Annotated in this window: 15 protein-coding genes; 5 read left to right on the top strand and 10 right to left on the bottom strand. The window is 52.6% G+C overall.

Going from position 1 to position 24,014, the window contains the following annotated elements:
• Positions 1-13: 13 nt before the first annotated feature.
• From JIN87_RS09215 to JIN87_RS09255, 9 genes are read right to left on the bottom strand one after another with little or no spacing between them, the layout of a single operon-like run.
• Positions 14-952, bottom strand: coding sequence for a hypothetical protein (locus JIN87_RS09215; protein WP_200355263.1), 939 nt, complete (start codon positions 950-952; stop codon positions 14-16).
• Positions 949-3,282, bottom strand: coding sequence for a hypothetical protein (locus JIN87_RS09220; RefSeq protein WP_200355264.1), 2,334 nt, complete (start codon positions 3,280-3,282; stop codon positions 949-951). Before JIN87_RS09220 ends, JIN87_RS09215 begins: the two co-directional genes overlap by 4 nt.
• The gene (locus tag JIN87_RS09225; RefSeq protein WP_200355265.1) at positions 3,279-6,656 is read right to left on the bottom strand and encodes a coiled-coil domain-containing protein; all 3,378 of its coding nucleotides are present in this window, start codon (positions 6,654-6,656) and stop codon (positions 3,279-3,281) included. The genes JIN87_RS09220 and JIN87_RS09225 overlap by 4 nt, the downstream gene beginning before the upstream one ends.
• Entirely contained in the window at positions 6,653-8,668 is a 2,016-nt protein-coding gene (locus JIN87_RS09230; protein WP_200355266.1) for a BatA domain-containing protein, read from the bottom strand. The genes JIN87_RS09225 and JIN87_RS09230 overlap by 4 nt, the downstream gene beginning before the upstream one ends.
• Positions 8,665-9,570: a DUF58 domain-containing protein gene (locus tag JIN87_RS09235; protein ID WP_200355267.1), complete on the bottom strand. Its 906-nt coding sequence runs from the start codon at positions 9,568-9,570 to the stop codon at positions 8,665-8,667. Before JIN87_RS09235 ends, JIN87_RS09230 begins: the two co-directional genes overlap by 4 nt.
• A complete protein-coding gene (locus tag JIN87_RS09240) occupies positions 9,567-10,007 on the bottom strand; it encodes a hypothetical protein (protein WP_200355268.1) in 441 nt (146 codons plus the stop codon). The genes JIN87_RS09235 and JIN87_RS09240 overlap by 4 nt, the downstream gene beginning before the upstream one ends.
• A 5-nt stretch (positions 10,008-10,012) precedes the next feature.
• Positions 10,013-10,999: an AAA family ATPase gene (locus JIN87_RS09245; protein WP_200355269.1), complete on the bottom strand. Its 987-nt coding sequence runs from the start codon at positions 10,997-10,999 to the stop codon at positions 10,013-10,015.
• A 35-nt stretch (positions 11,000-11,034) separates the two neighbouring features.
• Entirely contained in the window at positions 11,035-11,859 is an 825-nt protein-coding gene (locus tag JIN87_RS09250) for a DUF4159 domain-containing protein (protein WP_200355270.1), read from the bottom strand.
• A complete protein-coding gene (locus tag JIN87_RS09255; protein WP_200355271.1) occupies positions 11,843-14,440 on the bottom strand; it encodes a peptidase MA family metallohydrolase in 2,598 nt (865 codons plus the stop codon). Before JIN87_RS09255 ends, JIN87_RS09250 begins: the two co-directional genes overlap by 17 nt.
• A gap of 356 nt (positions 14,441-14,796) precedes the next feature.
• Here JIN87_RS09255 and JIN87_RS09260 point away from each other — a divergent pair, with 356 nt between their 5' ends.
• Positions 14,797-15,702 (top strand): DMT family transporter, encoded by a 906-nt coding sequence (locus tag JIN87_RS09260; protein ID WP_200355272.1) that lies wholly within the window; start codon positions 14,797-14,799, stop codon positions 15,700-15,702.
• 36 nt (positions 15,703-15,738) lie between these two features.
• Here the strand turns inward: JIN87_RS09260 and JIN87_RS09265 are convergent, their stop codons facing one another.
• On the bottom strand, positions 15,739-16,752 hold the full coding sequence (locus JIN87_RS09265) for an NHL repeat-containing protein (protein WP_200355273.1): 1,014 nt from the start codon (positions 16,750-16,752) through the stop codon (positions 15,739-15,741).
• A gap of 228 nt (positions 16,753-16,980) precedes the next feature.
• On the opposite strand from JIN87_RS09265, the gene JIN87_RS09270 reads away from it, so the two are divergent.
• From JIN87_RS09270 to JIN87_RS09285, 4 genes are read left to right on the top strand one after another with little or no spacing between them, the layout of a single operon-like run.
• Complete coding sequence (locus JIN87_RS09270; protein WP_200355274.1) at positions 16,981-17,511, top strand: RNA polymerase sigma factor; 531 nt, start codon at positions 16,981-16,983, stop codon at positions 17,509-17,511.
• A complete protein-coding gene (locus JIN87_RS09275) occupies positions 17,504-21,067 on the top strand; it encodes a PSD1 and planctomycete cytochrome C domain-containing protein (RefSeq protein ID WP_200355275.1) in 3,564 nt (1,187 codons plus the stop codon). Before JIN87_RS09270 ends, JIN87_RS09275 begins: the two co-directional genes overlap by 8 nt.
• A gap of 6 nt (positions 21,068-21,073) precedes the next feature.
• Positions 21,074-22,537: a DUF1501 domain-containing protein gene (locus JIN87_RS09280; protein ID WP_200355276.1), complete on the top strand. Its 1,464-nt coding sequence runs from the start codon at positions 21,074-21,076 to the stop codon at positions 22,535-22,537.
• Between the two features lie 3 nt (positions 22,538-22,540).
• A complete protein-coding gene (locus JIN87_RS09285; RefSeq protein WP_200355277.1) occupies positions 22,541-24,010 on the top strand; it encodes a c-type cytochrome domain-containing protein in 1,470 nt (489 codons plus the stop codon).
• The last annotated feature ends 4 nt before the right edge of the window (positions 24,011-24,014 follow it).

Below are 24,014 nucleotides of genomic sequence, written 5' to 3' on the forward strand. Positions count from 1 at the left end.
ACCGAAGAGGTGGTTAGGAATCGTTTGGCTGGCGGTAGAGGGACGCGAGTTGATCCAAGATCTCTTCAAGTTGCTGGAAATACTCTACCTCGGAGAGGTCTTTCTTTTTTGAATACAATTCATCCAGCTCCGTTTCTAGCCGGTTTCTGTCGGAGAGCTGCCTCTGCGAGAGTTGGCTTCCTGAGTAGGTGCCACGGAAAAAGATTCGACTGGCTCTGCGACCATCCTGCACATCGCTCTTGGGGCGAAGGCCGTCAAACGAGGAGTATTGGTACCCTTTTCCATCTCCATTGTCGTCGATCAACGCATGCTCAGATGCCAATCTGCCTGCCTCCTCATAAAATGTGTCGACCGAGGTTGAGGCCGCGATAAACGCTTCCAGCAACGATATCTCGCCGTCTAAATCTAGGTCAGATTCTGGACTGGAGATCGCCACAGCGAACAGCTCTCCGAATCTTGCGTAGTTCACTTCCGCTCCGCTGCGCGTTGCGGTAATGAGAGTACGTCCTGGACTGGCAAGTTGAGGCATGAATGGTGCGCTAGCTGATCCGCCGTGTATAAAAACAAGATCGCCTTCAAAGGGAGCGAGCCAACGTGCGAACTCGTTTGAAGAGACATCTGGGCCTTGGAGGTTTAGTTTAGCCCCCGAGTCATTGCTAGTGCCGTGACCAATGTAGACGATCCAAATTTCTTCGGAAGATAGCGTTTGCTCGCTTGTGATCCATTCGTGGATACGATCACTCATCAGCACTTGGTCTGAGCCAGGGTGTATGTGAGTCGCTGGTACGACCGTTTCCTCGGCCAAGTTCATCCAAAGGGAGGCGGCTTTTGAAAATTGCTCTTCAAATGTCTCTTCGCCCGCGGCTCCTTGAATGACGAGAAGCCGATCCTGGCTGAAAGCGATCTGAAGCAGTAGTTGGACGGTTATGAATGCGGTCGTTAGTCGGATCATGCTAAACCTCGCTTTCTACGCAGAAGCCACTCTGCTAAAAGAGCTCCCAAGGCTAGGAGATAGAGCCAATTGTTATGCCATGCATGGATGGACTTCGTTTCCATGAGGGGACTTGGGCGTTCTGAGATAAGCTGCTCGAGTTTGCTCAAATCACTTGGATTTAGAAGTTTGCCACCTGTAGCGTCGGCGATTCGTTGGAGGTAAGCGAGATTTGGGGTGGTCGCCGCAAATTCGTCTACTAGGGGTTGCGTTACCCAGCCTGTCTCTGCGGAACCGACGAGTTCGCCCTCGGCGTTTGCGACGCTTACTTCAGCTAGATAGGCTCCCTCATCTCTGATTGCGATTCGAGTTGTGAAGGTACCTGGTTTTTCAGGAATTGCTTTCATCTCAACCTTTCGGTCAAAGTCACGCGAAGAGAGATTTTTAATATTCACGAGGGCTTGGCCGAGTTGGACTGGATTGAAATCTTGATCGTAAGCCTTGGCGGTTAAGGTTATCTCCCGAGCGTTCGTTTTTGATGCGTCAAGTTGGATTTGATCAGGAGTGTCCGTAACCATCCACCGAGAGAGTTGTCGCCAGAATTGCGCGAGATCGGCTTGGGTGCCCGCATCTTGTAGTCCCCAACGCCAGAGATCGCCGACTGCAAAAGCGGCGACGCGCCCTGAACCAAACTTTCGCGTCACGAGGGCGGGATGATTCTCGCTACCTGGAACTTCAATGGAAACGAGGGCTTCCGCTCCAGGCTTGATCCTTTCGAATTTGTTATAGACGAAAAACTGAGGCATGTCCTGTATACGAAGACGCTCATCAGAATCCACAGAGCGGATACGCGTCCAGGGTTCAACCCAACCGTTACGCGTAAGCTCCCAAAGAGCGGGAGGGCGGGATGGCGATGTCTCTATGGCTCGGCTAAGGTATATGGGAAGAGACTGAGCGATAGGAGTGTTCGCGTAGCCTCCATCCTGAAAGGCGTTTACGCCGCCGAGCAGCAAGAGCCCCCCCCCTCGCTTTTTCACGAAGTCTCGAACCAGGGTTTGTTGCGTGAAGCTGAAGAAGTCGGCTTCGAGATCGTCGATGACAATCGCGTCATACGCGAACAGCTCCTCCGCTTCGCTGGGGAATCCTGTGACGAGTTCCTTCGCGTCTTTGGTGTTCATTCGAATGAGCACGGCTTCGTCGTAGCGCTCGTTTTCTTCTTCGCGCCCGAAACCACGGTAGAGCGAGTTAGAGTTTTCGCCAGCCCTTCCCTTAAACTCGAAGTTAGGCTCCTTGGTGGCGACTCGAATGAGGCCTACCATACTGAGGCGTTCGTCTTCGGAGAGAGCTCTATTGAGGAACTTGTACTCCCAGTTAGGGCGGCCTGTGACGTATAGAATTCTGTATTCAGATTTTCCTTTGTCGATAGCGAGCAACCGTTGGTTGTTTGCAAGAGTTGCTTCTTGCTGAGGTGTTTCCGTGTTGGCTTGTCGCAAATCGAGTTTGAAGAACTGTGTGCCACCGCCCTCTGTTTGCCACTCGAACGTAGTCTGATCACGTGCATCCACAGCGAGGATTTGTTCATCCAGCCGAATGGTTGCGGTTTGGGCGGTTTCTTCAATCGATGGAGGTTTTAATTGGTTCAGCTGCAGCTTAACTTGCGACTGGTTTTCCAGTGATTGCCGTATGTCGGCTTCTAAGACGATGGGAGAGTCCGAGAAGGCTGATTGCTCGAGCGTGATCTTGCCCAATGCGAGGTCGGGGACTTGCTTTTGCGAACCTAAGATCACGGGGTAAATAGGGGGAAGCTTCGAAAGGGCTTCGTCACTCAATTCGACATCGGTCGAGTTGCCGTCGCTAAATAGGACGATTCCGGCTAGCGGTTTTTGATCAAGCCGATCGTGTAGCTTCAGGAGGTTGTGTCCAAGTTCGCTGTAGTTTCCTTCGAATGACAAATTGTTGAAATCGCCGATTCGGTGGAGTGAATGGTCGAAGCGGTATTTTCTGAGCTGAAAGGTGTTCGCCAATTGCGCCTGCCAAGTTGAGGAGCTTCCGCTGAGCAGTTTTCTCGATTTTTCGGCTCTATCGATAAGGTCGCCTGGGTCGGTGATTCTAAGCCCGGTACTGTCGTCGGCGAGTATGGCTACGAGGTTGGCGCCTGTGGCGGGTTGCTCTTCCAATATGAGAGGGTCCGCTAGAGCGAAGAGAATAAGTGACACTCCGATGGCTCTCATCGCCACGGGAAGGAGTTTCTGGCGTAGATCGTGGCGTGACCAGGCAAACCACGAGAGAGGGAGAAGAAGAGCGATCGCGATAAGCAAGATCGGCCAAATCTGACCACTTGAAAAAATCACGGTGCGTCCTCCTCTCCTAAAGATTCATAATACTGATCGATCGCAGCACGGTAGGCTTCAGGGACGGGATCTTGGTCGATCGCCTGAAGTGTGTCAGGATTCTTAATACGAGATAGTTCATTGCCTAGCCAGGAACTGGCTTCAGTTAGGGGAGTCGCGATTTCGTCGACGACCATGCTCCATTGGGGGAGCTCGCCGTGTCGCTTGAAATCTCGCCTCATGTTTTCGGCGAATTCGCGAGCGGCAGAAATTCGATCCCGGATTTGAGGTTCTTCAATCAAGCTCTCTACCGTACGCAGACGCTCGAGCCACTCGCCGTAACCAGCTCCAGACAAGGGCGCAGACCCAGGGGAATTGAAATTTTCCATGCCTCTGCGAAACGCCTCTGCCGCGCTCTGTCCGCCGCTTGCTTGTCCCTGAGCGCTCTGTCCAGTGGGTGATGGTGAGTCTTGGGCTTGCTGCTCCTGTTGCAGCTGCTCTTGGAGGGATTCGAGTTCAGATTGAGCGAACTCCAAGGTCGCTTCTTCGCTCCCGAGGATACCGCTTGCTGCCTGCGAGACAGCTTCACTAAGCTCTGTCAGTTCGTTCGATAAACCACGTTGTTCCTCTTCTGCCTCTTCTAGGAACCCTTGCTGCAGTAACTGTGAGCTACTTTCATAACGCTCCTCGAAACGTCCTCCATTTGTGTCGCGAAGAACCTGATACAACTCACGAAATAATCCTGGCTCTACGCTTTCGGCTGCCTCAGCGATTTCCTGGACATCTTCTAGTAGATTTTCCAAAGACTCGGATTGCTCTCCTAGCTTTTGCACGAGTTCATCCCTTTCATCGCTATCGTCTAGGGATCTCTGCTCTCGGTTAGAGTAGGCGTCTAAGGCTTCCTCGAGCTTTTGCTGGGATTCAGCGAGGTCTCGAGCTTGAGACCTTGCTTCCCGCATGGAATCGGCGAATTGGCTCGAATTTGATTCACGAAGCTGTTCACGCGTTTCTTGCAAGGTACTTTGGGCTCTGGATCCTGATGCGAGAGCGCGCGAGACTTGACCTTCGCTCATTTGCTCACCTGCTTGCCTCATGTTTTCGCGAGCTTCTTCTAATTGTTGTCGCGCCTGCCGTGTTTGCTGTCGATTGCCAGCCTGTTGAATCGCTTCATCCGCTTCCGCAAGCATTTCCCGTTGCTCTTCTTCAAGTCGCTTCAGCTCACGGCGAACGCGTTCCCGCTCTTCTTCAGTTTCAGCTTCGGCTAAAGCGCTCTGCAATTCTTGTAGACGCTGGTTGAGGTCGTCCTGGCGTTGTGAGAGTTCGTTGAGGCGAGAAATGAGTTCCAGGTTTTGGCGGTCATCAGGGGATCCCAATTGCTGGGCCTCGCTTGCGGTTTCGTAGCGGCTGTCTTCCTGGCGGAAATCGAGTTCGTTTATCTGGGATTGGTTGCGAGACTGGGAATTTCCGCCGCCGCCTCCTTGGTTTTGTCCACGCGATACGTTGTACTCATCGTTGCTGAGTTTGACCAAGCTATCGTAGGCGCTTTGGGCGTTGCGCCAAGCGGACTCGAGAGGGCGGAGTTGGGATTCTACGAATGTAGTATCGATATGGTCATTGACCGCCTCCATGAAGCGCAGGGCATCTTGAGCGTGTTGTCTCGAGCTTGCCTCCTGAAGCTCAGGGATTACCCCTTGCAAATCGTTCATCGCTTCTATCTGAGAGCGTTGGACGACGTCCAAATCCTCTAGAACTGATTCGGTATTTGTCGCCGTATTCTTGATACGGAACAATGAAATCGAAATTCTTCTTTGCTTTTCGATCAACTCCATCCCTTGCCCGCTAGGGCTTCCTTGTCCGGAACTGCCCTGATCTCGCTCTCTAAATATTTCGTCGAAACTTCGTATTTCAGCAAAGAGAAGGTCTCCGGTGGTACGCCGTGGTTTGCCGTCTGGCCCATAATCTACTGCCCAGAGAAACCAGTTTAAGGTATCCTTGGGGTATAGGCCATATTGCTCGAGATCGAGGTCGTAAGAAACTTCGCCAGTCAGGGGAAGCTCAAGGGATTCCTCCGAGTTTAAGGAAATGTCGCTTTGAGGAAGGGTAGCTACGACGAAGCCGATGCCGTAGTCTAACAAGCCGAAGTCATCGGATGCATTTCCGCTGATCGTAAGCTCCTCCAACAGGGAGAGCCGTTGATCTCCTCGTGGAGATGTGACGCGAAGATCGGGGCGTTGATTGGCAATCACCTTTATCGAGACTTCTGGAGGATAGGCGTTCTCCCGGCCGGAAAAATCGACCAGTTCGAGGTGATAACGCTCGTCGCTCTGCAGGCGTTTCGTAAACGTGAATTCGGTTTCTGAGTCATCCTTCGGTTCGAGGGGAATGCGAGTTCCGTCTTCAGTTACGAGGGAAGCTGCTTGTACCGGTTTTTCTGAAGTAAAGGAATATTGCAGGGCTGTTCCCTCAATCGCGCTGACTTTCAATGTATCTTCAATCACAGCATCTTCCCAGCCCGTGTAGTCTGGATAGTCCAAGCTTGCGTCCGCTTGAAGGAGCTTGGGTAGGGTGTAGGTCTCTATGCGGTAGCTTTCACTTTCCTGGGAATCGTACTGTATACTGTAAGAGGCTGAGCTTTCTATATTTCGTAATGAATAGGCAAATACGGGGTCCGAGAGGCTGCGTCCCATTTCGTGGGTTAGCGTTTGTCCATTGTCTAAATGGACAAGCAGGGTCGCGTCGTTAGGGAGCTCTTTTTCGAAACGAGCTGTGACCACCAAACTCGATCCTTGCTCGACTTCAACGTCACCTGGCTCGATCGTAACCGGCAGACTGTGCAGGGGCGATAAGTGATTTCCGAGAGCGCCTGCGGGACTGTTGGTGAAGGTTGCGTTCAGAAAAACGATCGCGAGGGTGGAGAGAGCAGTTCCTAGATAGAGCAGCCGTTGCCGCAAGTGATCCGCCTTTCGGGCGAGCTGCCAGTTCGCTGTGCTTTTTGCTCCGAGAGCGATGCTGGCAGTCCTTTCGGCGAAGAAGTCGTTGTTGCGTGATAGCTGTTGCTGAACGGCGGTGACGAGGGATTGACGGAGATCTGGATTCTCGGATTCGACATGTCTTGCCGCTTCTAAATAGTCCAGGAGGACTCGCTTTTCCTTTTGCCATGCATTTGCGAGCATGAATGCGGTTATAAAGGAGCTGGTCAGCACTGAAACGGTTGCCAGGTCGTTGGCAAAGAAGGTGACCAGTGCGAGCAAGCTACAAATTGCGAGAGAGAGCATCATCGCCCTTTGGCGTACCCTAAGCCGCTTGATTCGCTGGATCCGTTTCGCGACTGGATACAGTCGCCGTTGTAGTTGCGGGTGTTTCAGGCTGGAAGTGTATCCAGATGAATGGTTCATGCCGCCACTGCCTCCTTCCTTTTGGTGCAAAGAATGGCGAGAATGCTTTCAGCGATCAGCAAAAAGAGTACCGCCCAAAGGATCCATTGCCAGACGTTTTGCCGCTGCTCGGTTTCTTCGATCGATTCAGAATGAACGGAGGCTATCAACGTTGCGATCATGTCTTCACGTCTCTCCTGATTCATTTCGGGCAGCCCCAGCTGGTCCCACTCGTCTAGCTTCATAGGGCGAGTGTCGCTTTCACTGGAATCGAGCTGGAAGGCGATACTTCTATTGTGAGCTTGCGACCGTTCAAAACCTACGATTTCACCGATAGGCTCTTCGAATAGGGATTGATAATTGGATACGGAGTTGGCGCTTAGGGTCGCGTTACTGGAGAGGCTAGGTCCTCCTGAGGCTTGTAAAAGGTACTGGTGGAGGAAAGGAACGAACTTCGAGCTGAGTACCCACTGCGATTTTTGCGGTGCCCACGAACCGGACCATACATAGAGAGATCCTTTCCCTAAGTTAATTTGTGCCAAAAGCAGGGAGCCGTCATCGAAGCGCGAGACCGCCTTTAGGGAAAGGTCACTCGGAGGGGTGAAGAGAAAGGGTTCCCAGAACTGGATGGTCGAGAAATTGCTGAAGCGGGCGTCAGTGAAGGGGGAGAAAAAGGGATGCTTGAAATCAATATCTCCGATAAGAAGAGGAGTGCCGTTATGCTCCTTCGCAACCCAATCAGAAGACTGGGCTAGGGCCGCTACTGTATCTAGGGATTCGATACTGTCGATGATTAAAAAGGCGTGTTTCCCGCTTTCGATCTCTAGTCTCAGTGACGCTATCTCGCTTGTTGAGAGGGGGCGATCGATTACGTATGTGTCGTTGCTTGAGATCTCGGCTGGATCGACAGAAAGTTCGCTCTGTGGATCGGTTAGTCCCGCCAAGGCTTTGCTAACGAAGTATGAGGCTCCTTGCGGGTTGCTTAACGGGGTGTCAGACAAGAGAGAAACTTGAACCTTGGGCGTGTAGGTAGGGGCGACTGGCAGACGGTTGTCAAAAGAGTGTTCGTCACCAAATATCTCGAAGAACAAGAGGGAATTCGAATGCTCGTTTGGAATTTCTATCTGAATGAGGTGCTTGCTCTTTTCCGAGAGGAGGAGCTGGACGTCTTGTGCCACTTTATGGCTTTCGGCAGTTGTAACTACGATACGAGATGAAATTGTCTGCTCTGGATGAGTTGAGGAGACTCCAAGGTTTGCGGTTAATGTTCCGTTTTCATGAGACGTCCAACCTTCCCAACTCAAGCCAAGATTCGGAGATTCTCGACTCGGAAGTATCTGTTTTAGCTGAAGGTCCAGATATTGCGGCCACTCTATGCTATCCACATTTGTGGAGTCAGTTCCTTTGGAAAAGTCTGATAGCAAATAGACCGTACTGTAGCTGGCCAGCTTGGAGTCCTCCTGCATCGTTTCAGCTTGGGAAACCGCTTCCTCAAGGGCGACGCTCAGAGAAGCAGGGCGGTTTTTCGCGAGGAGTTGATCAAGGAGTTCAAGAGCGTAATCAACTTTTAGGTCATTGCGAATTTCCTGCCACTCATCGTTGCTTAGAACGGGCGAGACCTGATCAGTAAAAGTGAATACAGAAAGCTGGTCGTTATCCTTTAAGCTCGAAAGAATCGCCTTCATTTCGCCTCTAACGTTATCTTCGATACCGTCGCGGCTCATACTTGCGCTTTGATCGATGGCGATTATCACGTTGTTGCGAACAGCATCGGGACTGACAGAGGAATCGTCATCCGGAAAAAATGGGCGGGCGAAAGCAAAGGTGAGAAGGGCGACAATTAGGCAGCGTAGGAGTAGGAGCCAAGGGTTTTGAAGTTTGCGGGCCTTTTCCGTTTTTGGTTCCGTTTCGTCTAGGAGTTCGGTCGAACTGAAACGGACGCGTTTGCGGGGCACTTGGCGTATCAAGTGAAAGATTACAGGTCCGGCGACGAACAGAATTCCGAACAAGAAAAGTGGAGCTAGAAAGTTCATCGTCTAATCTTGTTGGGACTGCGAAGCTCTCGTACGAAATCGAGTAGAGCTTGATCCAATGGTTCGTTGGTTTGAATCGTGTGGTAGCGAACTCCGCAGTTGAGGAATGCCTCTACGAGGCGTTTCTGACGTTTTTGAAAGCGTTCCTGGTAACGGGATCTCATTTCGTTGGGATCAACGTAAATACTCTCCCCGGATTCGAGATCTTCCCAGTAGGCAGCTTTGCCGAATTCGAGGTCTAGCTCAACTGGATCGAGAACTTGAAGGGCTCGCACATCGTGACCCATAGTGCTGAGGTGGGAAAGGGCACGTTCCCACGTATCGGGATCCGATAGGAAATCTGATACGATTACGATGATTCCGCGTTTGCGACTGACACGACGTATCGCTCTGAGGCTGCGGGCGATATCGGTTGCCTCGCCGTTTGCGGGTCGCTCTAAAGACGCCAGCAGCCACTTTAGGTGGCCTGGACGCCATCTAGCTGGCACAAAGTCCGAAATGTCATCTTCGAACCGAGCCAAGCCTACCACGTCCCTCTGCTGGAGCATGAAGTAGGAAAGGGTGGCGACCAAAGTGCGTGCGTATTCAAACTTTGGAAACGCGCCTGAACCGAACGACATCGACCGACTAGAGTCGAGGGCTAAGGTACAGATTAGATTGGTTTCGTCTTCAAATATCTTCAAGTACTCGCGATCCGTGCGGGCGAGCGCTTTCCAGTCCAAATAGCGCAAGTCGTCGCCTGGACTGTACTGGCGGTATTCGGAGAACTCGACTGAAAATCCATGGTACGGGCTGCGGTGGAGTCCGGCCCAGATCCCTTCAACGACAATGCGAGCCCGCAACTCCAAATCGCGAATGGCGAGGAGAGCGTCGGGGTCGATAGATGTTCGTTGCTGGCTCACTTGTTTTCGGACTCCCCATGTAGGAAGAGTAAGCCTTTGGCGTATTTCAAAATCTGCTTGCGGCTTGGGTTGTCGGACAAATTGGCGAGCATGTCCGCTATTTTCACAGTACGGGAAAGCGGGTTGTTGTTTACCTTTTCCAGGTAGTCTTGGTAAGTGATGCCGGGGTTTTTAGTCAGGATAGTCACTGCCTCTACAACATGTTGCGGAATGCCGGCGTCGAGCAGTTGCTCCTCCGTCCATGAGGTGTCTTCCAATACATCGTGCAGCCAGGCTGCCGCTTTGGCTTCCGCTCCTTCGACTCTTTCGCTGACGGCCTGCGGGTGCACGATGTAAGGGGTGGCGCCGTCTCTACGGAATTGTCCCGCATGAGCCGTTCGCGCTATGGATTCCGCCCGTTTGGCGAGTTCGTCGTTGGATAGGGCTGTCGTAGGCATTCGCGTCAATCGTCTTGGATCAGTTGCTCGATGATCTTTTCCACGTTTACGGCCTCCGCTTCGGCTCGATAATTGAGGAGTATCCGGTGGCGTAATACAGGTTTTGCAAGGGATTTGATCTCTTCCTTGCTTACGTACGGTTTGCCTTCCCAAAGCGAGAGCGCCTTTCCGGCGAGGATCAGAGCCTGAGCGGCTCGAGTTCCGGCCCCCCAGTTTACGTACTTGTTGATAAACTCGGGCGAGTCTTTCGTTCCGGGGCGTGTCGCAGCAACGAGCTGGACGGCGTATTGGATGACATCGTCAGACACGGGCACCTCTCGCACTAGGCTTTGGATGGCGATGACGTCTTCCGCGCTAAAAACCGGTTCGATCTTTTCGCTGGCCTGTGAGGTTGTTAGGCGAACGACTTCTATTTCATCTTCTTCCGGTAGATAATCGATGAGCACGTTGAAGATAAAGCGGTCGAGTTGTGCCTCCGGTAGCGGGTAGGTGCCTTCCATTTCCACCGGATTCTGTGTGGCGAGCACGAAGAAAGGTTCTTCCAAGGTATGACGAGCTCCAGCTGCGGTGACCTGATGCTCCTGCATCGCTTCCAAAAGGGCCGATTGTGTCTTTGGCGGTGTGCGATTAATTTCGTCGGCCAGCAGGAGGTTCGTAAAGATCGGTCCGGGAACAAAGGTGAGCTTACGTCCTTCATCCGAATCGATTAGGATCTCGGTGCCAGTTATATCTGCAGGCATTAGGTCAGGAGTGAACTGGATACGCTGAAAGTTCAGCTGGAAGATTTGGGAGATCGACTTGACGAGCAAGGTCTTTGCTAAGCCAGGGGCTCCTGTTATCATGCAGTGCCCTCCGGCCATGAGGGCGACGAGCAGCTGCTTGGTCACGTCTTTCTGGCCGACAATTGCCTTGGAGAGTTCTCGTTCTACTTTTTCGCGACCGATTTGTACGCGTTCGAAAATCTCGGATTGTGATTCAATGGTTTCTGACATAGGTTTGTGAGGTAAAGTTGGATACGGTTGGCGATTCAGTGCGTCATAGCGTAGACGATTATATTGATTCCCATGGGGTAGGCTTTCTTTTCGGCAAACTCTCTGAAGTACCATTCTGATTCGCCTTCACGTTCCCAGCCGTCGCCTAAGTCCGTGTTGTGGCAAATAATGACGATCATGCGTCCGTTGTCGTCGTAGATGGCTCTGTAATTGACCTCCTGAGCATCTGCTCGTTCCCAAGTGATACCTGTTCCTTGGTTGGAAATCGCGTGGTGCAGGGACGGGACTTGAGGCTTTTCCTTTAAGTCGAAGACGATGTGGAAAATGGGGTGATCGATCGTGAGATCGTGAATCTCTCGATCAGGAAAGACGCGTTCCAATTCATAGCGTAAGTTCAACCATTCGTCTTCGCCCCAAAAATCGTCGATCATTAAGAAGCCGCCGTTGAGCAGGTAATTACGCAATGATTCGACTTCGGACTCGCGGAAGCTGAGATAGCCCGGCTCGACCATGTAGAGGAAGGGGTAGTCCGCCAGATTGTCTTGGTCCAGAACGACGACTGCGGAATCTGGATTGACCTTTAGACTGGTCATCTGCTGGAGCCGGTAGGCGAGGTTTAGCTCGGCGTCTGGGTAGTCGATTGCCCAACGCCCGCGGCGTCTGCCCCATCGGTATCCGTCGTTGCCATACGAATTGTATTGTATGCGGGCGAAGGTGAATACGTCTTTTTTGAAGGCGGCAGGGACTTCCCATTCGGGCACTCCTGCTCGATCGTGCATTTGAGCGTCGGTCTCTTTGGCGTAGTGGAGACTGGCGATCAAAAGGAGGGTGGCTGCGAGCGTTTTACTTGAGAAAGTCATAATCGAGTTCGAGCCCTTCAAGGTTTTGTTCCTTTTCTTGGAGAGCTAGCTTCTCATTTATTTCGTCATAGAGGGCGTAGGCTTTGCGGAAGCGTGGAGCTTCTTCGAGCGACATCATGAGATGGCGTTTCGCAGATTCGAGATCCGAGCTTTGCAGCAACACGGCGATCTGATAGTTCAGGGAAGCGGAGTCCGGTGTTTCGAGCGCGAGAAGCGCTTTGGCTGATTCGATTGCTAGGCCGCTGTTTCCTGTAGATGATGCCGAGCTCAATAGGGTACGCCAAGGCGTCTTGGCCATTGGGTTGATGGCAATCCAGGCGTTGGACCATTTGAGCAAGTCCGGTTGGGAATCAGCGGTGGTAGCGATTTCATGGAGACGGCTAATTGGGCCTAGACGGTTTGACTCGTGCTGGTACATCTCCTCGAGGATCCGCTTCTCGTTTTGCTGATCCTCGTTGCCTCGGTAGGCTTGAGCGAGGGTCCAGTGGGCATTTTCTGGGGCGGGCAGGTACCCGACTTCGTCGACGAGCTCTTGTAAGGTTTCGATAGTCGCTTCCCAATTTTCTTCGGCGAGCAGGTCGAGCCCACGCTGCAAGACGGGCTGATATTCTTTTGTGTCGTTTAACTGGCTTTTGATTGACGCCATCAAACCCGTCGGGGCGGCAAATTCATAACCCGGAGCCAGGGCTTCCGCTTGCTCGCGTGCGAAGGCGCTGAAGCCCTCATCCAGGGCCTCTATTGGGGCGAGGTGGAGAGCGAGGCAGTCGTTCATCTCGGTCCCTTCACCCAGTGAAACCAAGAGGTCACGAATTTTCTCCATTCCGTAATTTTGTACAAGGTATTCGACTACAAGGTAGGACTGGTAGTAGGCGAACTGAATATCCTCGCCGTCTTCCGCCTCAAGGAATGCCGAGCTCATGGAACTTATGGGTTGCATGCGGCCTGAGAGAATACGGTCGCGGTATGAGGCGGACATTCGCTGCCCCCAAGACGGATTTTCAAGTTGTTCCTCGTAAACTGAAATGCCTTCAGAGAGCCAGCGAGGCATCCTGTTTTGGCTCAGATGGAGTGTGATCGTATGGCAAAATTCGTGGTAGAGAACGGCTTCCCAATTACTCGAGCGTGTGGCTGGGCTGTTGATGGTGAAGACGGGGCCGAAGCAAACGCCGAGGTAGCCGGGATTGCCCGGAACGCCGAAGGTGCGTGTTTCGAAGTCGGCAGGCTCCGCGTAGATTTCTACGGTCGTCTTTTGCGGGAGCTCCACTTGGTAGCGTTCAGAGAGGCGTTGATGGGCACTTTCTAGCACCCGCAAGGCACGCTCTCCGTAAACCTTGGCTTCATCTTGTCTCAAGTGGATGTGGAAGTTTTCAGAGTCTACAGTTGTAAAATCGTCGAGGTTGTCGTGTAGCGTGACGAGATTGTAGGCGGAGATATTGTAAGGGTCTGCCTGATACACCGTGTGGGCAAGGGGCCAGGCTTCCTTGTTTCGAGCGAGCCGGAGTAGATCTTGAGCTAGTTGCAAACGAGCGGGATCGAAAGTCTCGTCCAGACTGAGGGCGATTCGCTGATGACTGGCTCCGTCTGTGAACCGGTATTTCCGCGAGAGCTGCTTCCCGATGATATAGTCTACTTGCGGATTTGTGTTCCAAGGGGTGAGGGCGGCGGTTCGAAGCTCGTCGCCCGTATCGTTTTGATTTCGGATGTAGCTCAATGCTGATTTGAGCGCGAGCGCCTTGAAATCCTTCGGGTTCGTTTGCAGCACCGTATCCAGTTGTTCTGACGCTGCATCGTACGCCTCGGCGGCGAGCAGGTGCTCCGCGATTAGGATGCGGCTCGGAGCATGGCGTGGGTTGATCGTTAATGCTTTTTCCGCATACTCGATTAGTTTGGATCGATCGCCTTCTCGGTAGGACGAGGCAAGCCCATGCCATAGCTCTACATTCTCCGGGTAAACCTGAAGGCCTTCCTGGTAGGTTTTAGAAGCGAGCTTAAAGTCGTCCTTGGAAAGGGCGAGACGACCGATGCCTAGAAAGGCGGAGAGAGGTTGGGAACCGTAGCTCTGGGCTCGGCGATAGAAGTTTTCGAGGACAAGCTTGGGCTCAACATCGAAGAGTAGGGCGATATCGCCGACGGCAGCAATGCTAGCGGGATTGTAGGAGTAGCGATTGGCTCGCTCGTTCACTAGATAGCCGAGGGTGTCCTTTTGGCGGCGGGCTTCCTCGTCGAGGCCGTTGAGGAGAGAGACGTCGTAAAGCAGGAGCCGAGCTCTCAGTTCATAAACGCGATCCGCGACGAAGGTTTGAAGCGACTGGTAGGCTTCCTCGTAGCGTCCGGTGGCAACGAGGGACTTTGATTTGATCACTTCCCATTCGCCGTTCCAGGGATCGAATTCCTGGCCTCGTTTCGCGTACTCAGCAGCCTCTTCGTAGAGCCCTTGGTTGTACTGCTCCTGCAGGATATCCAGTTTGGGGGCGCTGGACTGCAGGAGTTCTTCTGTTTCCTGGGCGATCGCCACGGAACAGAGCAGGCAGCAGGCGATGATCAGCGCATGCAAGGTCATCGGAAAACGATTGGTTGGCACGATGCTGGATCTCGGGGTTAGCGGCACGGTTTTTAGAGTTCGATCGATGTTCTGGCAGGGGCTGGAAAAGAAACGGCTGGGAAGAGGGCTGGATTGCGGCGGATCTGGACTGAATTGATTGCTTGTCCTGATACGGGTTTCTGCGTCAAAGCAGCTAGCTTCATGCCATTTTGATAGTTCGTTGGAGTGATCGGGCGAAAGACAGGCGATTCGCCCGATTCAGGCGTTCTAAACCCTCGCGCGCTATGCCTTCGAAAGCGAATCGGGACGCCTGCAATTTTTGAAAAAGCTGAGTCATGAATGCCGCTTTAACATTGCAGTAGCCGTGGCATGCAGCTTGTTGGACGAACTTCGGAATGAAACCTAAGCTTCCAGTCAGTTTTTTTGTTCAGGTCTTGATTTGCGCCGCGCTTTGGGGGAGCGCGTTTCCGGTGATCAAACTAAGCTACGAAACTCTGGCGATCGAAGGATTTGGAGAACGTATGGTGTTCGCCGGAGTTAGATTCATGATCGCGGGCTTGCTGATCGTGCCGTTTTGCCGGAGCTCGATTGTGAACACGATGAGGTCGGCCCCCAAGGGGCTGCTTCTTTGGGTGGTCCTTGGGCAAACGGTCCTTCAGTATGTGTTTTTCTACTACGCTTTAAGCGTCTCGAGCGGCACATTGGGAGCTTTGCTGGTAGGTGGCGGAAGTTTCTGGTGGATGTTGCTCGCGCCGTTCTTTCTGAAAACGCCAATGCCGACGCGTAGCCAATGGACCGTAATCGCTGTATGCACGGTCGGGATCGTGATCGCCGTCTGGGCTCCGGGTGCGGGAAGCGGGAATGTTGGGCTCGGCTCTGCTGCGTTTCTGCTCGCTTCGTTGGCTGGGGCTTGGGGAGCGATCGGTCTTAAAAAGGTTTCAACGCGGCACGGGAGCAGGGCTGTGACCGCGATCTCCCTATTTGCGGGCGGAGCGCTGCTAACCGTCTTGGGAGCGAACGGGTGGAATGGATTTTGGAGTGATCTCGGGACTGACGCGATTTGGATTATGCTCTACCTGGCCTTCCTTTCCGCGACAGCGTTTACGCTGTGGAACCGATTGATCGAGCGGTACAGCGTGACGGTGCTATCCGCCTACCGGTTTCTGATTCCGCTCTGCGGGGTCATCGAATCGTCGCTCCTAATCGAGGACGAATCAATCGGGATCGGGATTGTGGTTGGGGGTAGCCTTATTCTCGGCTCCCTGTGGGCGATGAGCCGGCTCGAGGCAAGAAAGGCCTAGTGGATTAGGGGGCCTTGGCACACTTGTCGAGTGCCGCTACTTTAGTTTCTCGAGCTTGGTGACACGGCCGGTGGCGTTCCAGTCCTGGACGTATAGGTTGCCGTGCTTGTCGTAGCTTAGGCCGTGTGGAGCGGTGAAAATGCCGAGAGGGATATCTTCGAGCGGCGTTTTGAATGCGGCCCATTGCTTCGGGTTTGGATTGTCACCGAGGAAGGCGACGGGAGTGCCGTTTTTATCAAGGATGGTTACCCGACCTTGCAGCTCGGCGACGGCGCAGAGTTCGCCGAAGAAGCTGACAGCGCAGGGACGCCTGAGGTGAGTGGAGTAAACGCCGATCATTTCGCCTTCCAGGGTGTAATGCTTGAGGCGGCGATTTTCGCGATCGGAGACGAGCAGGCGAAGCTCGTCGTAGCGGGTGTCAAGGGAGATGCCGTGGCAGGTGTGGGTTTCATCGTAGCCGGTGCCCTTTCGGCCAAAAGTCTTCAAGAGCTCGCCCTCGGGGGAGAAGATATGCAGGAAGTTGGAGCCGTAGCCGATGGCGGCGACGATTTTTCCGTCCGGCAGGACGGTTACGGCGGTTAGTCCCTTGAAGCTTCCGGGAATGGGCGAGTCGTCGCTGTGCTTGATTTCCAGAACGATATTCCCTTCGAGGTCCAGTTTGACGATTCGTTGCGCGGTCAGGTGAGCTCCATAGAGAAACTCCTCGCCATTTTCCTCTCGAATCATGAGAGAGTGGATACCGGAGCAGTCGGGGGCGATGCTTCTGATGAAATTGCCGTCCGTATCGAAAACGCAAATACTACGCTCACCGTTGGTTGACATGTAAACCTTGCCGCTTGCATCGATCGCAATGCCACCGTGGGTCGCTCCAATCGGTTTATTGTCCTCAAATTTTGCCCAATTCGGAATCGCTCGGTATTGGTTTTGACCGTTGCCTACGAGAGTAGGGTGCTGGATGGTCTCACGAGCTTCGTGGGAGTGATCTCCGATCGGATGAGAGGAGGCTGACGTAGCCAATAAAGTAGCGGCTAGGAGGGTGTAGAGGCGCATAGTTAAGCTGGGGTTGCGGGTTCAGGCACGTACGAAGGTGAGGAATCGTGCACAAATCTCACTGCCGTGAGAACCGACTGTTCGTCAAGGCTACAGTAGCTGATGTATGCAGGTTTTTCACGTTTCGAAAAAAGTTCAGAAAAAAACCTACGAATTCTGTAATATTTGCGGGGGAGTGGATACTATGTAGTTGTTAGGTCTTGTTTTCCCTCCTCACCCCGCAGCGTTTTGAGTACCCCCGATCCCCAAGCATTACGGTTTTACGAAGAGCTTTTGTCGCAGATGCAGCCAAAGCTCTACGCGTACATCTTATCCCTCGTTTCCAGTCCTGCAGATGCGAAAGATACCTTGCAGGAGACGAACCGAGTGATTTTGCAGAAACTGGAAGAACTGCAGCGTCCTGAACGATTTGCTCCTTGGTCCTACAGAATCGCTTACTTCCAAAGCCTGTCGTTAATCAAGAAGCGGGCGAAACGTTGGGGAACGCTTAGCGAGCAGACCTTGGACGAGATCGCGAGTTTGAGCGAGGAAGCGGGATCCCAGAACGAAGCACGTCTGCGCCGGCTAGAAGCTTGCCTCCTGAAGCTTAGGGAAAAAACGAGAGTGATCGTTAGCGAATACTATTACCAGGCCAGCTCCATAAAGGACATAGCGGCTAAACACGACTTGAGCGCCAATCACGTGGGCCAAGTTCTTTTTCGGGCCAGAAAGGCCCTATTTGAATGTATGACTCAATCGGAGAGTTCGGAAGATGAATGAGTTTCAGAGTCTCGTAAACAAGATGCTCGAAGGCGAGCTGAGCGATCGCGAAGCAAAAAAGTTGCACGCGATTCTGGAAACGGATCCAGAGGCCCGGAAGGCTTATGTGGAACAGTGCCACATGCACGCTTTTTTGGCAGAGGAACCTAGTCTCAAGGGAGCGTTGGCTGAAAGTTCGCCGATAGATCCAGAGGAATCTCCAAAGGTGGAGAAGACCTTGTGGGGACGGATCATGCCGCAAATTGGCGTAATGGCGGCTTCGGTTGCGATTAGCGTAGTCGGAATTTTGACTGTATTGAATTTTACAGGACGCAACGAGACGGAACTCGTTTCGGAAGGGCCTGTGTTGACTCCTGAAGCGGCCTACGAAAAAGCGGAATTCCCGAATGAGGGAAATCTCAAACGGCCGCCGACAAACTTTGCAGTTATCAGCAAGAGTCCTGCTGAGGATGAACTGGTAAGCTTCAATCACGATATACGTCCGATTCTTTCCGAAAACTGTTACCATTGTCATGGGCCTGATGCTTCGAGTCGGAAAGCGGATCTTCGTCTGGATATCGAGGCGAACGCCTTTCAACCTCATGGTAAGTTTGAAGCGCCGATCGTAGCGGAAGATCCGGAAAGCAGTCCTCTATATCAGCGTATCGTCAGCACTCTCAAGAGCGAGGTTATGCCTCCTCCGGATACGAACAAGACGCTCACTGAAGAGGAAAAAGACCTTGTCAAACGCTGGATTGAGCAAGGCGCCAATTGGGAGGGGCACTGGGCGTTCGAGCAGCCAAGCAAACAGGCGGTGCCAGATACGGATTGGGGAGTCGGGGAAATCGATGCGTTTATTGCAGCCCGACACGATGAACTTGGTCTAAAGCCAAATCCGGAAGCAGATCGTGAGACGCTGGCCCGTCGTCTCTCTCTTGATTTGACTGGATTGCCGCCATCCCCGGAGATGGTTGAGGCGTTTGTATCCGACAAGTCATACAATGCGTACGAAAAGTACGTCGACGTTCTTCTCGCAAGCCCCGCCTATGGAGAACACCAGGCTCGTTATTGGCTAGATGCTGCCCGCTACTCCGACACGCATGGATTACATCTCGATAATTACAGAGAGATTTGGCCATATCGTGATTGGGTTATCAACGCGTTCAACGACAACAAACCGTACGATGACTTCACGGTAGAGCAGATTGCCGGGGACCTGTTGCCGAATGCGACTCAGGACCAGATCATCGCTACCGGCTTCAACCGGTGTAACCCCACCACCAGCGAAGGGGGAGCGATTGACGAGGAGTACCGTACCATTTACGCAAAAGACAGGGTCGAAACGACCTCCACTGTATTTCTGGGATTAACCATGGGCTGCGCGTCCTGCCATGACCATAAGTTCGATCCGGTATCGATGGAAGACTTCTATAAGTTCTCTGCTTTCTTCAATAACTTGGATGGGCCGATCATGGACGGGAATGCTCGGGATACCGCTCCTGTGATGGTTTTGCCAACTGAGGAATACGTAGCGGAGTGGCCATCTGTAGAATCTGAATACGACCAGATCTTCAAGCTCCTAGAAAAGATCAAGAAGGAGAATAAGGATGGTTTCGAGGATTGGCTAGCCGAAGAGAACAAGCAACTACCGTCGGACATCGTGAAGCCGTTGTTGATCAGCAAACTCGCTCCGGAAGCGTACGAGCAAGACGAAGAGGAGAAAAAGAAGAAGCCTGCGGATAAACTGCCGGAAGCGGATGTATTTTTTACCTATGGACAGTCATTTGAGGTCCCCGATGAGGTATCCTCGCTTGGGAAAGGCGATGGGTTCATTCTCTCAATGAGCTATCTCGGAGGAAAAACGGCACCTGAGGGAGAGTACTTGCTGATGTCGAAGTTTGATGGTGATAGAGGCTACCGACTGTATTTGCTTTTCGGAGACCCAGACCAACCGAACATTGGACGTCTTCGCTTGGAGCTTGTGCATTCGCTGAAATCGCAAGACATGATATCAGTCACTACGAAGGCGAGCCGCTACGCGATCTCCGCTTGGGGGCAGTACAGCTTGCGTGTTTCCTATGATGGCTCAGGAGACGCTTCAGGCGTGGCTTTCGCCAAAGATAGCAAGCCGATGGCCGTGGACGGGACTTTGACGATTAACCAATTGACTGGTGACTTCAGTACGGGGGCGGAAGTCGTTATCGGTAGCGATTTCGACGAGGAGACTGCCAAGAAGACTCCAGTGGTTAACTTGGCCTACTACTCGAGCGAACACCCATTCTACGCCCTTTCGCATTTCGAAGGGGAGAAGGCACTTCGCAAGACTCTCGAGAAGGATGAAGGGAGTAGAAAGAAGAAGGAAAAGAAGGCCCTGCAGGCATTCTACTTCGACATGATCGATCCCGAGCGTTCGCCCGTACGAAAATCTTTCGTTCCTTTGGAGAACAAGTATCGAGTCATTTACGACCACGCTACTGTCTCTCTAGTGATGAAGGAGAAGGCGGATGGAGAACCGCATGCGTTTATGCTGTCACGTGGAGACTACGAGAAGAAGGGTGACAGGGTGCTTGCGGATATACCTTCCGTCTTTGGAACCCTAGGCGAGGGCGCTCCAAATGATCGACTGGGGCTCGCCCGTTGGCTCGTCAGTCCAGAGAATCCACTAACGTCTCGAGTGACAGTAAACCGTTATTGGCAGAACTTGTTTGGTCGCGGGCTGGTTGAAACCAGCGAAGATTTTGGTATCATGGGATCGAATCCGAGCCATCCAGAGTTGTTGGATTGGCTAGCTGTCGACTTCCAGGAAAACGGCTGGGACCTGAAATCACTCATTAAGAAAATGGTGATGAGCAGCACCTATCGACAAGACTCCCGTATCGACCCAGAGGAACTAGAGGCTGACCCCGACAACATCTATCTCGCTAGGGGCGCTCGTTACCGACTCGACGGCGAAGTTCTGAGAGACCAAGCGCTAGCGGTAAGTGGTGCATTGAATGATAAGGTCGGTGGAGTTCCAGTGAAGCCATACCAGCCGAAGGGGATTTGGAACGCCGTTGCCTACTCTGGAAGCAATACTCGTTTCTACAAAAAGGACGAGGGCGATGCTGTGTATCGTAGAAGTCTATACACGTTCTGGAAACGGACAGCTCCTCCTCCTAATATGGTCATTTTTGATGCTCCGTCTCGAGAGAACTGTTCAGTACGAAGGGAGCGTACAAACACTCCACTGCAGGCCTTAACGCTCATGAACGATCCTCAATATGTTGAGGCGGCTCGTATGCTCGCTCAACGTTCTGTGGAGGCGAGCATCGAAGGGACGAGTAACGTAGAGAACCTGATCGGTAGCATGTATCGCTTTGCTTTTGGTTCGGAGTTGTCCCCAAAGCATAAGGATGTGCTTCTACGCTCCTACAAACAGTTCCTTCTCAACTTCCAAGCAGATACGGACGCAGCCAAAGCCTTTCTCGAAGTAGGCGATAGCGTTGCGCTCGAGTCTGAAGATGCTGCATCGCTCGCGTCGCTTACTATGGTTGCAAGCCAGATCATGAACCTCGATAGCTTTATCAACAAATACTAGCCAGATATGAACCCGATTGACCAATACGTACAACTAGAGACACGTCGCCAATTTTTGGGTACCATGGCTAAGGGCCTGGGGATCGCCGCTTTGTCCTCTCTGGGCGGGGCGGGCTTTGCCTCCAGTTCGCCGCTTGGAGGTCTGGCCAATGGAGCTCTTGGCAGTAGCCATTTCCCTGCGAAAGCGAAGCGAGGAATTTACTTGTTCATGTCGGGAGCTCCATCTCAGATGGATATGTTCGACTACAAGCCGGCTATGAAGAAACTCTTCGATACCGACTTGCCCGAATCGATTAGGGATGGCCAGCGCTTGACGACAATGACCTCAGGGCAGGACCGTTTCCCAATCGCTCCAACAATTTACGACTTCAAGCAATATGGGAAGTCGGGTGCTTGGGTAAGTGAGCTGTTGCCGCACACGGCAAAGATCGTGGATGACATTGCGATCATTCGCTCGATGTGGACGGAGGCGATTAACCATGATCCGGCGATCACTTATATCCAAACAGGAAACCAGATCCCGGGCCGACCTAGCCTAGGGGCATGGCTGAGTTACGGATTGGGAAGCCTGAACGAGAATTTGCCGGCATTTGTCGTTTTGAACTCTTCTTGGACGGGACGGAAGGAAGCCCAAGCATTGTTCTCTCGGCTTTGGGGTTCTGGTCCGTTGCCTTCTGAGCACCAAGGGGTGGCGTTGCGTTCCGATGGAGATCCGGTTTTGTATCTATCCGATCCACATGGCGTCTCTCGAAACCTGCGCCGTCAGATGCTGGACGGGGTCAATGAGATTAATCGCGATCTGTATCACGAATTTGGAGATCCCGAAACACATGCCCGTATTTCGCAGTACGAGATGGCGTTTCGAATGCAGACTTCGGTTCCGGAACTAACGGATTTGTCGGATGAGCCGGACTATATTTTCGACCTTTACGGACCGGATTCTCGTAAACCCGGGACTTTTGCGTACAACTGTTTGATGGCTCGCCGCTTGGCGGAGAAGGGCGTTCGCTTTTCGCAGATTTTCCATCGCGGCTGGGACCAACACAATGTGCTTCCGAAGGATTTGCCCAACCAGTGCAAGGACATTGACCAGGCCTGCTCCGCGTTGATCACTGACCTCAAGCAGCGTGGAATGTTCGACGATACGCTCGTCGTTTGGGGTGGGGAGTTTGGTCGGACGATCTACTGCCAAGGAGAACTGACTGAGACCAACTACGGTCGCGACCACCATCCTCGCTGCTTCACCATGTGGATGGCAGGAGCAGGCGTGAAGGGTGGCACGGTCTATGGTGAAACGGATGACTTCAGTTATAATATCACGAGAGATCCGGTGCACGTGAACGATCTGAACGCGACGATTCTAGAGCGATTTGGAGTCGACCACAAACGATTGAATTTCAAGCACCAGGGCTTGGATCTGAAGCTCACTGGCGTGGAAGAAGCGCACGTGGTGAAGGGGATCTTGAGCTAGAAAATGATGAGCGCGAAGACTCGAAACATTTCTCTGTTCCTCATTCTGGTGGGAGTCACTGGCATGATCGGACTCTTGCTCGCGAATCCCCTCGATGGAGAGCCTCGTTCAGACTTTTTGCAGTTCCTTGGGCGATTCCACCCGGTAACGCTTCACCTACCGATCGCGTTCGTGGGGATGTTGGCTTTGATGGAGCTGTTAGTCAGTGCGTGTAAGATGGAACAGCTGAAGGGGGCGAAGGGCTTTGTATTGTTGCTTTCGATACTGTCGACAATCCTTGCTGTTGTTACCGGATTTCTCTTGGCTTTCTCTAGCGGTTCGGATGAGCCCTTGGTCTTGTCGCACATGCGAAATGGTGTTTTGCTGGCGATTGCGTGTCTGGGACTTGGTGCTTTAAAGCTATTTGATTCCAAACGTGTGGCTGTTGTGGGCTATCGGTTGCTACTTTGCGGATCCGTATTGCTCGTTGCTTACGCGAGTCATGAGGGAGGATCGATTACTCATGGCAGGGACTATCTGACTCGGTATATGCCAGATCCGCTCAGGGTGGTATTGGGTCTAGAGGTCGAGCAGAAAGCGACGGTGGCGAAGGTAGAAGATTTAGTTGTATACAGGGATCTGATACATCCGATGATGGAGCAGAATTGCTTGTCGTGCCATAATACGGACAAGACCAAGGGCGAGCTGAATTTGGAGAGTTATGCCGGACATTTGGCGGGCGGAGAGATTGGGCCGGCAATCGTGCCGCATGATCTCGATGCAAGTGAGCTTTACTTTAGGGTGACCTTGCCGAGGGATGACGAAGAGTTTATGCCGCCGGACGAAAAACCGCCGCTATCCGAGGCTGAGATTGCTCTCATCGAGTGGTGGATCGAGCAGGGCGCTCCGGCGGAAGCGACTCTGGGAGAGCTTGCTGACCTGTCCGCCGCTGTGGAAACGTACGTTGCGGATGTCTTCTCAAAGATGCTTACTCCTGAGGAGATCGAGCGGCTCAACGAAGAGCGTGCAGCCCTCTACGCTGCTCTTGCGGATCTTCAGAGCGATACCGGAGTTTTGATCGAACCTGTTGAGGCAAATGCGTTGGAGTTCTCGATTTACGCCCATTCCGTAGCGAGAGAATTCGAGGACAAGAGTTTGCTTCCGTTCGAAGATTTTGCCGACCGGATTGTTAGCGCGGACTTTAGCTCGTCTAAAATTAGCGATGAGGCGATCTCCTCGATATCTAAGTTTAGCAATTTGAAACACTTGGTTCTGAGCAAGACACAGCTCACTGGAAAAGCTCTAGGCGAGCTCGCGAAGCTGCAAAAACTGGAAAGTCTCAATCTCTACGGATCTTCGTTAGAGGCGGATCGCTTGCCTGAACTGGCTAAGCTCGTGCAATTGAAGAAGCTCTATTTGTTCCAGACGGAGCTTCATACCGATGAGCTGCTGGAAGAGCTGCGAAGCAAGTTGCCAGATTGTGAAGTCCTTTAGAGCT

Origin of the sequence: Pelagicoccus mobilis (assembly GCF_016595505.1) — a bacterium.
GTDB lineage: Bacteria > Verrucomicrobiota > Verrucomicrobiia > Opitutales > Opitutaceae > Pelagicoccus > Pelagicoccus mobilis.

Excerpts from the sequence above, each read along its gene's own strand:
- JIN87_RS09265 (WP_200355273.1), bottom strand. The coding sequence starts at position 16,752 with ATGCGCCTCTACACCCTCCTAGCCGCTACTTTATTGGCTACGTCAGCC.
- JIN87_RS09240 (WP_200355268.1), bottom strand. The coding sequence starts at position 10,007 with ATGCCTACGACAGCCCTATCCAACGACGAACTCGCCAAACGGGCGGAA.
- JIN87_RS09275 (WP_200355275.1), top strand. The coding sequence starts at position 17,504 with ATGAATGAGTTTCAGAGTCTCGTAAACAAGATGCTCGAAGGCGAGCTG.
- JIN87_RS09225 (WP_200355265.1), bottom strand. The coding sequence starts at position 6,656 with ATGAACCATTCATCTGGATACACTTCCAGCCTGAAACACCCGCAACTA.
- JIN87_RS09215 (WP_200355263.1), bottom strand. The coding sequence starts at position 952 with ATGATCCGACTAACGACCGCATTCATAACCGTCCAACTACTGCTTCAG.
- JIN87_RS09260 (WP_200355272.1), top strand. The coding sequence starts at position 14,797 with ATGAAACCTAAGCTTCCAGTCAGTTTTTTTGTTCAGGTCTTGATTTGC.
- JIN87_RS09280 (WP_200355276.1), top strand. The coding sequence starts at position 21,074 with ATGAACCCGATTGACCAATACGTACAACTAGAGACACGTCGCCAATTT.
- JIN87_RS09250 (WP_200355270.1), bottom strand. The coding sequence starts at position 11,859 with ATGACTTTCTCAAGTAAAACGCTCGCAGCCACCCTCCTTTTGATCGCC.
- JIN87_RS09285 (WP_200355277.1), top strand. The coding sequence starts at position 22,541 with ATGATGAGCGCGAAGACTCGAAACATTTCTCTGTTCCTCATTCTGGTG.
- JIN87_RS09245 (WP_200355269.1), bottom strand. The coding sequence starts at position 10,999 with ATGTCAGAAACCATTGAATCACAATCCGAGATTTTCGAACGCGTACAA.
- JIN87_RS09230 (WP_200355266.1), bottom strand. The coding sequence starts at position 8,668 with ATGAACTTTCTAGCTCCACTTTTCTTGTTCGGAATTCTGTTCGTCGCC.